At 51.1% G+C, this 14,253-nt stretch carries 13 protein-coding genes; 11 read left to right on the forward strand and 2 right to left on the reverse strand.

All coding sequences use genetic code 11. The features are described 5' to 3' along the window. Positions 1-36 precede the first annotated feature (36 nt). The 4 genes from AC0YN3_RS00170 to lacZ all read left to right on the forward strand — a co-directional run bounded on the left by AC0YN3_RS00170 (position 37) and on the right by lacZ (position 6,283). Complete coding sequence (locus AC0YN3_RS00170; RefSeq protein ID WP_475773163.1) at positions 37-1,332, forward strand: ABC transporter substrate-binding protein; 1,296 nt, start codon at positions 37-39, stop codon at positions 1,330-1,332. Positions 1,333-1,518: 186 nt separating this feature from the next. Next, positions 1,519-2,358 (forward strand): carbohydrate ABC transporter permease, encoded by an 840-nt coding sequence (locus tag AC0YN3_RS00175; protein ID WP_475774243.1) that lies wholly within the window; start codon positions 1,519-1,521, stop codon positions 2,356-2,358. Then, positions 2,351-3,175, forward strand: a complete 825-nt coding sequence (locus tag AC0YN3_RS00180) for a carbohydrate ABC transporter permease (RefSeq protein WP_475773164.1) — start codon at positions 2,351-2,353, stop codon at positions 3,173-3,175. The genes AC0YN3_RS00175 and AC0YN3_RS00180 overlap by 8 nt, the downstream gene beginning before the upstream one ends. Before the next feature lie 75 nt (positions 3,176-3,250). Further along, complete coding sequence (lacZ, locus tag AC0YN3_RS00185; RefSeq protein WP_475773165.1) at positions 3,251-6,283, forward strand: beta-galactosidase, LacZ type; 3,033 nt, start codon at positions 3,251-3,253, stop codon at positions 6,281-6,283. Between the two features lie 88 nt (positions 6,284-6,371). Here the strand turns inward: lacZ and AC0YN3_RS00190 are convergent, their stop codons facing one another. Further along, a complete protein-coding gene (locus AC0YN3_RS00190) occupies positions 6,372-6,506 on the reverse strand; it encodes a hypothetical protein (protein WP_475773166.1) in 135 nt (44 codons plus the stop codon). A gap of 24 nt (positions 6,507-6,530) precedes the next feature. After that, positions 6,531-7,961 (reverse strand): MocR-like pyridoxine biosynthesis transcription factor PdxR, encoded by a 1,431-nt coding sequence (pdxR, locus tag AC0YN3_RS00195; RefSeq protein WP_475773167.1) that lies wholly within the window; start codon positions 7,959-7,961, stop codon positions 6,531-6,533. A 192-nt stretch (positions 7,962-8,153) separates the two neighbouring features. Here pdxR and AC0YN3_RS00200 point away from each other — a divergent pair, with 192 nt between their 5' ends. From AC0YN3_RS00200 to AC0YN3_RS00230, 7 genes are all read left to right on the forward strand, one after another. Beyond that, the gene (locus AC0YN3_RS00200) at positions 8,154-8,456 is read left to right on the forward strand and encodes a Dabb family protein (RefSeq protein WP_475773168.1); all 303 of its coding nucleotides are present in this window, start codon (positions 8,154-8,156) and stop codon (positions 8,454-8,456) included. 57 nt (positions 8,457-8,513) lie between these two features. Continuing rightward, entirely contained in the window at positions 8,514-8,963 is a 450-nt protein-coding gene (gene nikR / locus AC0YN3_RS00205) for a nickel-responsive transcriptional regulator NikR (protein WP_475773169.1), read from the forward strand. Between the two features lie 236 nt (positions 8,964-9,199). Beyond that, complete coding sequence (locus tag AC0YN3_RS00210; protein ID WP_475774244.1) at positions 9,200-10,792, forward strand: ABC transporter substrate-binding protein; 1,593 nt, start codon at positions 9,200-9,202, stop codon at positions 10,790-10,792. A 23-nt stretch (positions 10,793-10,815) separates the two neighbouring features. Next, on the forward strand, positions 10,816-11,811 hold the full coding sequence (locus AC0YN3_RS00215) for an ABC transporter permease (RefSeq protein ID WP_475773170.1): 996 nt from the start codon (positions 10,816-10,818) through the stop codon (positions 11,809-11,811). Beyond that, positions 11,808-12,668, forward strand: a complete 861-nt coding sequence (locus AC0YN3_RS00220; protein ID WP_475773171.1) for an ABC transporter permease — start codon at positions 11,808-11,810, stop codon at positions 12,666-12,668. The genes AC0YN3_RS00215 and AC0YN3_RS00220 overlap by 4 nt, the downstream gene beginning before the upstream one ends. Positions 12,669-12,716: 48 nt before the next feature. Then, a complete protein-coding gene (locus AC0YN3_RS00225; RefSeq protein ID WP_475773172.1) occupies positions 12,717-13,640 on the forward strand; it encodes an oligopeptide/dipeptide ABC transporter ATP-binding protein in 924 nt (307 codons plus the stop codon). Then, entirely contained in the window at positions 13,630-14,229 is a 600-nt protein-coding gene (locus AC0YN3_RS00230) for an ABC transporter ATP-binding protein (protein WP_475773173.1), read from the forward strand. The genes AC0YN3_RS00225 and AC0YN3_RS00230 overlap by 11 nt, the downstream gene beginning before the upstream one ends. The last annotated feature ends 24 nt before the right edge of the window (positions 14,230-14,253 follow it).

Consider the following 14,253-nt stretch of genomic DNA (forward strand, 5'->3'; position numbering starts at 1 on the left):
GAGAAATATCAGTTTAGTTAAAGGGGTTGAATGGAATTGAAAAAACTACTCGCGGTTGTGCTTGCCAGCTTCGTATTGCTGACAGCATGCTCAAGTAAGGAAAACAATGCACCAAACAACGGCGGCACTGCTGCTGAAGGCACGAAAGAAATTACGGTATGGGCATGGGATAAAGCGTTCAACATTGGCGCTATGGAACGTGCAAGCGAAGCTTACAAAGCTAAAAATCCAGACCTTAAGGTTAACATCGTGGAGAACGCACAAGCCGATATCATTCAAAAGCTGAATGCGGGCTTGAACGCTGGTACAACAAAAAGCTTGCCGACAATCGTATTGATTGAAGATTACCGTGCGCAAAGCTTCTTGCAAGCTTACCCTGAAGCATTCTTTGATCTTTCGGAGTTCATCAATGCTGAAGATTTCGCGGATTACAAAATCGGACCTACAAGCCTCGACGGCAAACAATACGGTGTTCCGTTCGACTCTGGCGTAGCCGGCTTATATGTAAGAACAGACTATTTGGAGCAAGCGGGCTACAAAGTCGCTGACCTGCAGGATATCGATTGGAAAAAATTTATCGAAATCGGCAAAGCAGTTAAAGAAAAAACCGGAAAATCATTGCTTACGCAAGATCCTAACGATCTTGGACTTATCCGCATGATGATTCAATCTGCTGGATCATGGTACCTGAAAGAAGATGGTACTACACCAAATCTTGCAGACAATGCAGCCCTTAAAGAAGCTTTCGAAACATACAAAGAAATGATGGATGCAGATATTGTCAAAGCGAATTCTGACTGGAGCCAATTCGTTGGCGCATTCAACGGCGGCGAGGTTGCTTCCATTCCTACAGGAAACTGGATCACGGCATCCGTTAAAGCAGAAGCATCGCAATCAGGCAAATGGGCAGTCGTTCCTTTCCCTAAATTGACGAACGCTGAAGGCGCTGTTCACGCGTCCAACCTTGGCGGCAGCTCATGGTACGTTATGAACGTTGACGGCAAAGAAGCAGCAGCCGAGTTCTTGAAGCAAACGTTCGGTTCTGATGTTGATCTTTACCAGAAGCTTGTTACTGAAATCGGTGCAATCGGTACGCTAAAAGCTGCAGCAGCGGGCGATGCATACAAGCAAGCTGACGAGTTCTTCGGCGGCCAAAAAGTAATCGAGGATTTCGCGAAATGGACAGAACAAATTCCTAACGTGAACTATGGCATGCACACGTATGCGGTAGAAGATATTCTTGTCGTAGAAATGCAAAATTACCTTGGCGGCAAGGCAATCGACGATGTACTGAAAGATGCGCAAGCACAAGCCGAAACACAAGTGAAATAAACTAGACCATACGGCTGAGAAATAAAACCTGAGACTTTTCCTTTTCCGGTGCCAAGCGAATACTGCGGCTGCTGGATCAGGGGAAGTCTCCCCAGGTTTTATAACCGTCAAGAGAGGGGTTAGGCTAACGTGAAAGCAGCGAGGCCTGGCGTGAAAATTCGCACTAGAGCTAATTTGACCGGATGGATGTTTATCATTCTGGCGGTCGTAATGATTGTAGCATTCTATTTCTATCCAATGATTCAAGCGTTGTTGCTATCATTCAAATCGGGTAAAGGCATGAATCTCGATTTCGTCGGATTTGACAACTATGTCCGCTTGTTCACTGACAAAACGTTTTTGACGGCATTAAAGAATACATTTATCTACTTGATCATTCAAGTTCCGGTAATGATCGTGCTTGCTATGTTTATTTCTGTATTGCTTAACGACAGTAAACTGAAGTTTAAAGGATTTTTCCGAACGGCTATTTTCTTGCCGGCCGTTACCTCGCTCGTAGCGTATTCCGTCATCTTTAAATATTTGTTCGCATCTGAAGGACTAGTCAATAAGCTGTTGACCAATCTTCATTTGATCGCTGCGCCGATTCAGTGGATTACGGATCCATTCTGGGCGAAAGTTACCGTTATTATCGCAATCACATGGCGCTGGACGGGCTATAACATGATCTTTTATTTGTCCGCGCTTCAAAATATCGACCATTCCATATATGAGGCTGCAAAAATCGACGGTGCTTCGTCAACACGGCAATTTTTTGGAATTACCGTTCCTTTGCTCAAGCCAATCATATTGTTTACATCCATAACGTCAACCATCGGAACGCTGCAATTGTTTGATGAGGTTGTCAATATTACGAAGGGCGGACCGGGTAATGCTTCCATGTCCATCTCGCAATATATTTATAACCTTTCCTTCAAATACTCAGCCGATTTCGGCTACGCAGCTACAGTATCATACTCCATCGTGATTATGATCATTATCTTGGCATTTATTCAGTTCAAAGCGGCAGGTGATAAAAATGGATAAGCTAAAGCGTGTATTTATCTATATCTTTCTAAGCTTGCTTGCCTTCATATCGATCTTCCCGTTTCTTTGGATGATCATCAGCGCTACCAATAAATCGGCTGACGTAACCCAAGGGAGATTGCTTCCCGGCGGACAGCTTATCGAGAATCTTAAACAGCTATTCGATACCGTTGATATCGTGCCGGCATTGCTGAATTCGGCGAAAATTTCTGTCACGACAACGATTCTGGCGATGGTTATCGCATCTTTAGCCGGTTATGGCTTTGAAATCTACCGCAGTAAAGCAAAGGATGTCGTATTTAGCATCCTGCTGCTTTCGATGATGATTCCTTTCGCGGCTATTATGGTGCCATTGTTCCAAATGTTCGGCAAACTTTCGCAGGTTGTACCGTTTATCGGTTTGGATACGTTGTCTGGAGTCGTTCTGCCGACGTTTACGACTGCGTTTCTTATTTTCTTCTTCCGCCAGAACACGAAAATGTTTCCGCGGGAGCTGCTTGAAGCAGGTCGAATCGACGGACTGAACGAGATCAGTCTCTTCTTCCGAATCTTTATGCCAACGATGAAGACGACATACGCGGCAGCTGGCATTATTACCTTTATGTCAAGCTGGAACAACTACTTGTGGCCGCTAATCGTCTTGCAATCGCCGGAGAAGAAAACGGTGCCGATGCTGATATCTAATTTAGGATCAAGCTATTCGCCTGATTATGGTATTATTATGACAGCTATCGTTATTTCAACGATACCAACGGCGCTTGTGTTCTTCTTAATGCAGAAGCACTTCGTAGCGGGAATGACTGGCTCAGTGAAATAGGTACACGAAAAGTCAGGCGGCCGCGTGCTCGATACGTGCCTCCTGACTTTTACATGACTATAAGGGGAAATCGCAATGACAACAATGAAACCGAATGTGAGCTGGCTCACGGATGTGAGCGTATTTGCGGTGAACCGATTGCCGGCGCACTCTGACCACCGTTATTACGAGACGGTGGAGGAAGCCGAGAAGGAAGCGCCAATGGCACTTCGCCACTCATTGAACGGCAGCTGGAAATTCGCTTATTCCGTTAAACCTGCCGATCGTCCAGCGCTATTTCATGAAGCGGACTATGACTGCAACGGCTGGAGCAGCATTGAAGTTCCTGGCCATATTCAGCTGCAGGGCTTTGGCAAACCTCAATACGTGAATACGATGTATCCGTGGGACGGCCACAATGATATTCGTCCTCCTGCCATTCCCGAGGATCATAATCCGGTTGGCAGCTACGTGAAATATTTTTCGGTGCCGGGCAATATGCAAGGCAAGCCTGTGTATCTTTCGTTTCAAGGGGTAGAGTCCGCCTTCTATTTATGGTTGAACGGGCAATTTGTCGGTTATAGCGAAGACAGCTTCACGCCATCGGCATTCGATTTGACTCCGTTTCTGATTGAAGGCGAGAATAAGCTAGCGGTAGAAGTGTATCAACGGAGCACGGGCAGCTGGCTGGAGGATCAGGATTTTTGGCGTTTTTCAGGCATTTTCCGCGATGTATATTTATATACGGTTCCTAGCATTCACGTTCATGACCTGTTCGTTCATGCAGAGCTTGACCAAGCTTACAAGAACGGTCAATTACGCGTAGATTTGAAGCTGGCAGGCGAGCAGCCGTCCAGCGTGACCTTGACCTTGAAGGATGCAGACGGTCAAATAGTCGCAACAGGCAAAGCCGATTCGTTCGGGGACAGTAAAGCAACCGTGTCGATAGATGCCGGACAAGTAACGCCGTGGAGCGCGGAGAAGCCTTATTTGTATATGCTTTATATATCGGTGTTCGATTCAGAAGGCAAGCTGGTTGAAGCCGTTCCGCAAAGAGTAGGTTTCCGCAACTTCGAAATGATTGACAAGGTTATGCATCTCAACGGGAAACGTATCGTGTTCAAAGGCGTTAACCGCCATGAATTCAACAGCCGCAGAGGCCGTTCCATCACGAAGGAAGACATGCTGTGGGATATTGCTACCCTTAAGCGCAACAATCTAAACGCCGTTCGCACCTCCCATTACCCGAACCAATCGTTATGGTACGAGCTTTGCGATATTTATGGTGTTTATGTAATTGACGAGATGAACCTAGAGACGCATGGCTCATGGCAAAAAATGGGCGCGGTTGAGCCGTCCTGGAACATTCCGGAGAACAAACCGGAATGGCAGCCGATCGTAATGGATCGCGCGATTTCGATGGTGGAACGGGATAAGAATCATCCATCCATTCTGATTTGGTCTGTCGGCAACGAGGCATATGCCGGTGAGGTGCTGCTGAACGTATCCCATTATTTCCGCGAGACGGATCCGAGCAGGCTCGTTCATTACGAGGGCGTATTCCATAACCGGACATACGATGCGACCAGCGACATGGAGAGCCGGATGTATGCGAAACCTGCCGATATCGAGGAATATTTGAACGCTGACCCGCAGAAGCCATACATCAGCTGCGAATATATGCATGCGATGGGCAACTCGGTTGGCGGCATGCACAAATACACGGAGCTTGAGCAGAAATATCCGATGTATCAAGGCGGATTCATTTGGGATTATATCGATCAGGTTATCGTGAAAAAAGACCGTTACGGCAAAGAGTTTTTGGCTTTCGGCGGCGATTTCGACGACCGGGCGACGGATTATAACTTCTGTACGAACGGCATCGTATTCGCGGATCGCAAGGAATCGCCTAAGATGCAGGAAGTGAAGTTCCTGTACCAAAACATCAAGCTCCTTCCTAACCGCAGCGGCGTGAAAATCATCAACGAGAATCTGTTCGAGGGAACGGATGCTTATGAACTGGTGATCGCGCTGCATCTTGAAGGGAAAGAGATATTCCGCAGCGCGCAGAGCATTGCGGTCGATGCGCAATCCGAAGCGTATGTGGAGCTGTCGCTGCCAAACACGGACGAGCCTGGCGAATACGCCATTCATGCTTCGCTTCATTTGAAAGAAGGCAATCTATGGGCAGATGCCGGCCACGAAATTTCGTTCGGTCAACATGTATTCGTTACGGAGAGCAATCACGTTGAAGCGCGGCAGGAAGGATCGCTTAGAGTCGTTCAGGGCGATGTTAATATCGGCGTGCATGGACGCGATTTCAGCATCATGTTCTCGAAGCAAGCCGGCACGCTGATTTCGGTTAATTACGCAGGCAGGGAGATGATTGCAATCCCGCCGGCACCGTTGTTCTGGCGTGCAACGACCGATAATGACAAAGGTTTCGCGCTTGGTTTCGATTCTGGCGCTTGGTTTGCTGCAAGCCTGACGCGCAAGTGCATCAGCGTGCAGCTTGTCGAGGAAGCAGGCAGCGCAACCGTCACCTTTGACTATAAGCTAAGCATTAGCGCAGATGTTCATGTTTTCGTTGCTTATACCGTGAAGCCAGACGGAAGCTTGCATGTGAAATCGCGATATGTAGGCGTCGAGGGCTTGCCGAAGCTGCCGATTTTCGCGCTTTCATTCAAGGTTCCGGCCGATTACTGCCATTTGGATTGGTACGCAATGGGTCCGGAAGAAAACTATATCGACCGGGCGTTCGGGGCCAGATTGGGTGAATTCCAGAACGATGCCGCAGATAACGTATCGGGTTATGTAGTGCCTCAGGAATCAGGCAACCGCACAGGCGTTCGCCGCGTTAGCGTCAGCAATGACTACGGCCAGGGCATTCGGATTACGGCGCCTGCCAAGCAGCCGGTGGAATGCAATATTTCACCATACACTGCATTTGAGCTCGAGAGCGCATATCATCACTATGAGCTGCCAAACGTGCATTATACCGTGATCACGGTAGCAGGCAGACAGATGGGCGTTGGCGGTGACGACAGCTGGGGTGCGCCGGTTCACGGCGAGTATTTGATTCCGGCGAATCAAGAGCTGGCGTTTGAATTTAATATTCAGCGTTTGTAGGCAGGACATATAGAAACGGCTGTACAGGATGTGAAACCTGTACAGCCATTTTTTTGTTCCCATAAGTAACTATAGGAGATAGTTGTTTTTAGTGCCCTTCATTCATTCTCTGCAAGATCTGGTCCTGTATATGGTTGTCGTCACGGACGATGCCGGCACCAGCCAGCAGGATGTAAATAATGCCGCCAAAAAACAAAGCGCTCAAAATAATAATGTAAGTCATCGCAAACATCTCCTCTCATTCCTGTTAGCAGTGCTCCAAGGCTTGCGCGAAGGCCGAGACGCCTGTCGCTATTTCGTCGGGCCCCGGCTTGGCGTAGCTGAGGCGAACATGCCCCGGCTCTGATCCGTATACGCTCCCGGGCACAAACACGACGCCGCGTTTGATCGCTTCCTCAAGCAATTTGCCGTCATCGACGGCTCGATTGATTTTGCACCATACATTCAGGCCGCCAACGGGCGGGACGAAGCTGATTCGATCTTGCAGGGTTTGCGTGAGCGCCTCCACCATAAGAAGCTGCTTCTGCTGCAGCGATTGGCGCAGCTCCTTGATATGCATGCCGAATTCGTCTGAGGCAAGCAGACGCTCCGCAGTCCACTGCGCAAGAATGCTCAAGCCGAAATCCATCTGCTGCCTCGCGTCAGAGAGACGGTCTACGACCGATTGGGGAGCAACCAGCCAGCCAATGCGAAGGCCGGAGGCAGCCGTTTTGGAAAGCGATCCGATATACAGGACGATGCCGTCTTTGTCCAGCGCCTTAAGCGATGTCGGAATGCTGCCGCGGAAGTCGGTCAAGCTGAACGGATCGTCCTCTACGATCGGAATGCGCAGGTCGGCGGCAATGGCAAGCACTCTTCTTTTTTTGGCATCGCTTAAGGTAGTGCCGGTAGGGTTCTGATAATTGGGATTCAAAAAGACCATTCGGATACGGTGGTTCTTATACAGCGTGATAATGTCCTCGGGATTGATGCCATCCGCATGGACGGGAAGCCGGAAAATGCGCAAGCCTGCCGATTGAAACATCGGAAGCGAATAGGTATAGGAGGGATCCTCGATGGCTACCGCATCGCCAGGCGATAACAAGCACTGCGTAATCAAATATAAGGATTGCTGCGACCCGGATGTGACCAACATGGATGATTCTGATGCAACCATGTTCTGATCCTGCAGCAGCTTGCGCGCAATGGCTTGCCGGAGCGGCAAATAGCCCTGCGGGTCGTCGTAGCCCAAATGCTCATCGAACGACTCCTCGCGTAAAATACGGCTCACGATCCGATTCGGGAAAAGATCCGATGCAAGCTCGCCGCTAGCCATGTTAATGACGGATGAGTCATATTGCGTCACTTCCCGTATTCTTCTCATAAATGGCAGGTTGGGAAGGAAGGTGCCGCCCTCCGTATATAAACGCCAATTCGGCGTGTGCATGGGAGAGACGCCCCACTTGGTCAAGCTTACGCGCGTGCCGCTGCCAACGGTGCTTTCCACTAGCCCCGAAGCCCGCAGCTCCTCGTAAGCTTGAACGACGGTGCTGCGGTTGACGCCGAGTTGCCCGGCCAGCTTACGCTCGGAAGGAAGCACGCTGCCAGGGGGGAGCTGCGCATAGGTGATACCGCGCTCGATATGCTCGACAATTTGCCGGTATAACGGCATGGGGTCTGAGCGGTCAGGTTTCCACATGGCGGGTTCATCCTTTAACAATAATAGTAGGTATTTGATGTACAATGATAACGGTAACGGACTGCGCATGGATTGTACAGAACCAATTGGAAGTATTATGCCCCATCCAATTGAAGGTTACCATATAGGCTGGGCTACATGGTATGATAGGTAGAAATTACGCGAAAAGCATGAGAGGGGAATCCGATTAACATGTTCGAGCATTTGGTATCTTTTAAGTTCAAAGAAGCGTTGTCCCCAAGCAAGGAAGCGGAGCTGCTGGAGGCGCTTCATGCGCTTAAGACACAAGTTCCAGGTATCGTCGAGCTGACGGCTGGCCGCAATGAAACGCTGGAAACAGGCAATATTCAAGGTTATATGCTTGGCCTAAGGGTTACCTTCACCGATCGGCAGGCTTTACAAGATTACGGTCCGCATCCTGCCCACCAGAGCTTCGTAGCGATGCTGGATGGCTTGATCGAGAACGTTATTGTCATTGATTACCCGATCGCGTAAAAGCGAGTTTGCATGTTTGAGCACGTTAACAAATTAAAGCAGGCAGGTGTGAAGCACATGGCTGAAAAGGAAGAGCTGGTCCGGTTCGGAGTCTCCTTCCCGGCACCTTTAATCGAGCAGTTTGACCGGTATATTGACGAACAAGGATATACGAACCGCTCGGAAGCGATACGGGATATGGCAAGGCGCTCCTTGCTCGAGCCTTCCCGCATGCATGGGGATGAGTATGTGGCAGGCACAATCGTGCTTGTCTATGACCATCATGTCAGCGATCTTCCGATCGTCTTGATGGAAGTACAGCATCGCTTTCACCATGACATCATCTCGAATATGCATGTTCATTTGAATCATGACCAATGCTTGGAGGTTATCGTCGTAAGAGGCGAGCTCGCACGGCTGCGCTCGCTCCATCAGCAGATTCAAGCGCAGAAGGGCGTTATTTACGCGGAGCTGTCCGTTACCTACGCCGATAAGCATGACGCTACAAAGGAGCATAAGCATACATAGAATTGCTATAATTCCGTTTTGGAGTGGTTAAAATGTACACCGTTCAAAAGTGATTTATGCTTCTTGGTGCTAGAATGGTTCAAATTAAAGGCTATCTCCATGGTCAGCTCGGCCATGCGAGGTTGTCTTTTTTTATGCCATAATCATGGATGATAGAGAGAATATAATGATATTCTGAATAAAACGTGTTACAATATCCCATATTTGTGTTACTTAACTTAACATTGACGGGCGGGATTGTTTTGAAAAAAATAAGATTAACGATCATTTCTTTTTTGGCTATTCTAATCATCGCAAATGGCTGCAGTGCGGCTAAGCCGCCGAGCAGCACGGCTAAATCAGATTCCCTTATCGTGGCAATCGGTGCAGAACCCGATACGGGCTTCGACCCGACAAAAGGCTGGGGACGCTATGGATCTCCGTTATTCCAGAGCACGCTGCTCAAGCGGGATGACGATTTGAAAATCGAAGGCGACTTGGCAACGAGCTACGAAGTAAGCGAGGATGGGTTAACGTGGACAATCCAGCTGCGCGAGGACGTCGTTTTCTCGGATGGGAAGCCGCTGACGTCCGAAGACGTTAAGTTCACGTTCGATACGTCGGCGAGTAACGGCTCGGCGATCGATTTGACGAATCTGGCAGCTGTAACTGCAGGAGAAAATGAAGTCATATTTCAGCTTAAGAAGCCGCAGTCGACCTTTGTCTATTATTTGATTACGACTGGCATCGTGCCAAAGCATGCATACAGCAGCTCGTACGCGGAGCAGCCAATCGGTTCGGGTCCCTTCACGTTCGTGCAATGGGACCGCGGACAGCAGCTCATCGTAGAGGCAAATGAGCATTACTACGGCAAGAAGCCGTCGTTCCATAAGCTGACGTTTTTGTTCTTGAATGAGGATGCTGCCTTCGCTGCTGCAAAAGCAGGAAGCGTGGACGTAGCTTATATCCCTTCCGCGTTCAGCGGCCAAAAGGTCGCGGGCATGCGGCTGGAAGCGGTGAAAACGGTCGATAACCGCGGCATTGCATTTCCTTATGTCAAAGCGGGCGGGAAAACAGACAAGGGATATGCGATTGGCAATGACGTAACGGCTGATAAAGCGATTCGTCTTGCGATAAACACCGTGATCGACCGTGAGCAATTGGTCGAGGGAGTATTGGAGGGCTACGGCTCGCCAGCTTATACCGCAAATGACGGCTTGCCATGGTGGAACGAGGATACGAAGCTAGAATATCACGACGCGGATGCGGCGCTCCGCATTTTGCAGGACGGAGGCTGGTCGGACAGCGATAACGACGGAGTCGCGGAGAAGGACGGGCTAAAGGCGGAATTTACGCTGCTGTATCCGGCAGGCGACGTTACGAGGCAATCGCTGGCGCTTGCGGCCGCAGAGATGGTCAAGGAAGCCGGCATTCGAATCAACGTAGAAGGAAAAAGCTGGGACGAGCTGGAGAAGCTCATGCATGCCAATGCCATTTTGCTTGGATGGGGCAGCCATGATCCGCTCGAAATGTACAATCTTTACAGCAGTGAATTCGGCGGAATCGATTATTACAATACGGGATATTACAGCAATCCGGCCGTAGACAAATGGTTTGAGCAGGCGCTTGAGGCTCGTACCGAGGAGGAATCGATCGAATACTGGAAAAAAGCGCAGTGGGACGGAGAAACGGGCCTAAGCGTCAAAGGAGACGCTCCTTGGGCTTGGCTTGTCAACATTGATCATCTGTATTTAGTGAAGGACGGCTTGGATATCGGGAAACAGCGGATTCAACCGCACGGCCACGGCTGGCCGGTAACGGATAACATTGAAAGCTGGGGCTGGAAATAACGGCAACGGGAAGAGGATTGCACATGCTGCGAGGAATGGCCGTATTCACGGGTAAAAAAATAATTCGTCTTTTTCTGCTGCTGGCTACCGTGAGCATCATTACGTTTGCTCTGGTTGCGATGTCGCCGATTGATCCGGTTCAATCCTATATTGGCGCCGATGTGATGCGTGTCGGCGCGGAGCAGCGGGAAGCCATTGCCGCGTACTGGGGACTCGACAGGCCGTTCGCCGAGCGATTCCTGAAGTGGGCTGGCGCGCTGCTTCGAGGCGATCTAGGAACCTCCATGATTTACCGCGAAGCCGTAACAAAAGTCATTGGAGATCGCTTTATGCATTCGGTATGGCTAATGGCATTCGCATGGACCTTATCCGGTATCATCGGATTCACGGCAGGAGCCGCAGCTGCCCTGCGGAAAGGCACCTGGCTCGACCGCGTCATAACCGGCTATTGCTACACGCTTGCCTCAACGCCGGCCTTCTGGGTCGGGCTTCTGCTTATGATGGTATTTGCCGTATGGCTGGGCTGGCTGCCGGTCGGCCTTGGTGTGCCTGCCGGGATGCTGGCAGGCAGCGTCACAATCTTCGATTACGTCCGGCATATGATATTGCCGGGAATGACGCTTAGCATCGTTGGGATTGCACCGATCGCGCTGCACACGCGCCAGAAGCTTATCGAGGTGATGGACAGCGACTTTATATTATTCGCCAGAGCAAGAGGAGAACGGGGGTCGCGTCTTTTCTTCAATCATGCGCTGCGCAACATTATGCTTCCCGCGATCACGCTTCAATTCGCTTCGTTTGGCGAATTGTTCGGGGGGGCCGTTCTTGCGGAGCAGGTTTTTTCTTATCCAGGCTTAGGGCAAGCGACGGTAGAAGCCGGCCTTCGAGGGGATGTGCCATTGTTGATGGGACTCGTGCTTTGCAGCACGCTGTTTGTATTTACGGGAAATACGCTGGCGGATTACTTTTACCGTATCGTAGACCCAAGGCTTAGGCTGGAGAAGGGGGCTAGGCGATGAAGCAGGCTTCCGCAGTCGTCAAAATAAACGGGGCGAGCCGCTGGAACGAACGGCGCAGAGCCTTCGCTTCTACGGTACTGGCAGCCATTCTTCTTGCTGGAATCGCTGCCGGAAGCTGGCTGCTTGGCACTTCGGGCCTATCCGTCCAGCTTGAGAACCGAAACCTAGCGCCATCGATGACCCATTTATTCGGCACCGATTGGCTTGGGAGGGACATGCTCTCCCGTACCGTTAAGGGCCTTGCCCTAAGCATAAAGGTCGGTTTGCTCGGCGCAGCCTGCAGCGTTGTCATCGCAGCGGCGATGGGCATAATGGCCGCTACGCTTGGGCGCACCGTTGACCGCATCATCAGCTGGCTGATCGACGTATGCTTGAGCGTGCCGCATCTCGTGATGCTCATCCTGATCGCATTCGTATGCGGCGGAGGGGTTAAAGGCATTGCGATCGGCATCATGCTCACTCACTGGCCCAGCTTAGCCAGAATCATTCGAGCGGAAGCCATGCAGCTGATGGCAGCGGAGTATGTACTCGTCGCGAGAAAGCTGGGAAGCTCCCGCTTTAAGGTCGCGACACGTCATTTGGCGCCCCATTTGCTTCCGCAATTGCTGGTCGGGTTTCTTGTCCTATTCCCGCATGCGGTACTGCATGAAGCGGCGATTACCTTTCTAGGCCTCGGCATGTCGCCGCATCAGCCGGCTATCGGCATCATACTATCGGAGTCCATGCGTTATTTGTCTACCGGCATGTGGTGGCTGGCCGTATTCCCCGGCTTAGGCCTGCTGCTGACTGTAAGGGCATTCGATAAGCTCGGCAATCACCTGCGGCAGCTCGTGGACCCGAGGCATACGCATCTTTAGCATTTAGGTTTGGGATCAGTAGCGCCCGCACGGAGAGGAGGAGGCCCGATGGCACTCTTAGAGGTAACGCAATTATCGATATCATTCCGGCAATACGCAAAAGGCAGCAGTCAACAGACAGTTACCGTCATGGAAAATCTGGACTTGGCCGTTAACGAAGGCGAGATCGTTGCTGTGGTAGGTGCAAGCGGCTCGGGGAAAAGCCTGCTCGCGCACGCAATCATGGGCATTCTTCCGGCTAATGCCGTCTATTCCGGAAGCATTCGATATGGCGGAGAGCCGTTGGATGAACACAAGCTCAGGCAATACAGAGGCAATGAGATATCGCTTGTCCCGCAATCGGTGACCTACTTGAATCCGCTTATGCGCGTTGGAAGCCAGCTTCGGACGAAGCTAGACGGCAAGTCACAGGTTAGCGAACGGAAAAGCCTATTCGCGCGATTGGGGCTAGGGGAGCATGTCAATCGGTTGTTTCCTTTCCAGCTCTCTGGCGGCATGGCACGCAAAGTGCTCGTAACAACGGCTGCTCACAGCCGCTCACGGCTGATCATTGCGGATGAGCCTACGCCAGGCATGCATCCCGCGGACGTTGCGGAAGCTTTGAGGCACTTCAAGCAGCTGGCTGAAGAAGGATGCGCGGTACTGTTAATCACGCATGACATCGAAGCGGCCATCCAGATCGCGGATAGAGTTGCGGTTATTTACGCTGGGGCGGTCGTAGAGGTCGCGCCGGCCAGTGATTTCAGTGGCGAAGGCGAGCAGCTGCGCCATCCTTATAGCCAAGCTTTATGGCAGGCTTTGCCTGGCAACGGCTTTATTCCGCTTGCCGGAACGCAGCCTGCCAATAGCATGAACCTGCAAGGCTGCCTATTCGCTGACCGCTGCATTTCGGCCGCTGAGTCCTGCATGTCGAAGCAACCCGAGCCGCGCCTGCTAAGAGGCGGAACGGTGAGGTGCCTCCATGCGACTTGAAGGAAAAGGCATCGGCTGGCGCTATGGGAATGGTCCTTGGTTGTTCAGCGGCTATGACATCGCGGTACAGCCTGGCGAATCGGTCGGATTGATAGGCCCAAGCGGCAGCGGTAAAACGTCACTCGGAAGGCTGCTGGCCGGATATGAGAAGCCGATGACAGGCGAAGTGAGCGTTCCGGGACGCAGCCCGAAGCGAACAGGCTATGACCCGGTCCAGATGATATTCCAGCATCCGGAGCGCGCCGTTAACCCGAGATGGAGCATGGCGAGGACGCTGACGGAGGGCTGGTCGCCGGATGCTCCGCTGCTCGACGCGCTTGGCATTAAAAGCGAATGGCTGCGGCGCTATCCGAACGAATTATCAGGCGGCGAGCTGCAGCGCTGCTGCATAGCAAGAGCGCTTGGCCCGAATACGATGTTTCTAATCGCCGATGAAATGACGACGATGCTCGATGCGGTTACGCAAGCTCAAATTTGGCATACCGTGCTGGAGATTGCAAGCAAACGTCAAATCGGCTTGCTGGTCATCAGTCATGACCATGCGCTGGTGAACCGTATTTGTTCGCGGATTATTCCGTTCGGTCAATGATTCATGCAACGGATCCGCATATCC

The sequence above is a fragment of the Paenibacillus sp. J22R232 genome (assembly GCF_056269165.1).

What these genes read in the sequence shown, in the direction of transcription:
- AC0YN3_RS00230 (WP_475773173.1), top strand. Translation starts at nt 13,630, where the DNA reads ATGCGACTTGAAGGAAAAGGCATCGGCTGGCGCTATGGGAATGGTCCT.
- AC0YN3_RS00200 (WP_475773168.1), top strand. Translation starts at nt 8,154, where the DNA reads ATGTTCGAGCATTTGGTATCTTTTAAGTTCAAAGAAGCGTTGTCCCCA.
- AC0YN3_RS00180 (WP_475773164.1), top strand. Translation starts at nt 2,351, where the DNA reads ATGGATAAGCTAAAGCGTGTATTTATCTATATCTTTCTAAGCTTGCTT.
- AC0YN3_RS00190 (WP_475773166.1), bottom strand. Translation starts at nt 6,506, where the DNA reads ATGACTTACATTATTATTTTGAGCGCTTTGTTTTTTGGCGGCATTATT.
- nikR (WP_475773169.1), top strand. Translation starts at nt 8,514, where the DNA reads ATGGCTGAAAAGGAAGAGCTGGTCCGGTTCGGAGTCTCCTTCCCGGCA.
- AC0YN3_RS00225 (WP_475773172.1), top strand. Translation starts at nt 12,717, where the DNA reads ATGGCACTCTTAGAGGTAACGCAATTATCGATATCATTCCGGCAATAC.
- AC0YN3_RS00175 (WP_475774243.1), top strand. Translation starts at nt 1,519, where the DNA reads ATGTTTATCATTCTGGCGGTCGTAATGATTGTAGCATTCTATTTCTAT.
- pdxR (WP_475773167.1), bottom strand. Translation starts at nt 7,961, where the DNA reads ATGTGGAAACCTGACCGCTCAGACCCCATGCCGTTATACCGGCAAATT.
- lacZ (WP_475773165.1), top strand. Translation starts at nt 3,251, where the DNA reads ATGACAACAATGAAACCGAATGTGAGCTGGCTCACGGATGTGAGCGTA.
- AC0YN3_RS00215 (WP_475773170.1), top strand. Translation starts at nt 10,816, where the DNA reads ATGCTGCGAGGAATGGCCGTATTCACGGGTAAAAAAATAATTCGTCTT.
- AC0YN3_RS00220 (WP_475773171.1), top strand. Translation starts at nt 11,808, where the DNA reads ATGAAGCAGGCTTCCGCAGTCGTCAAAATAAACGGGGCGAGCCGCTGG.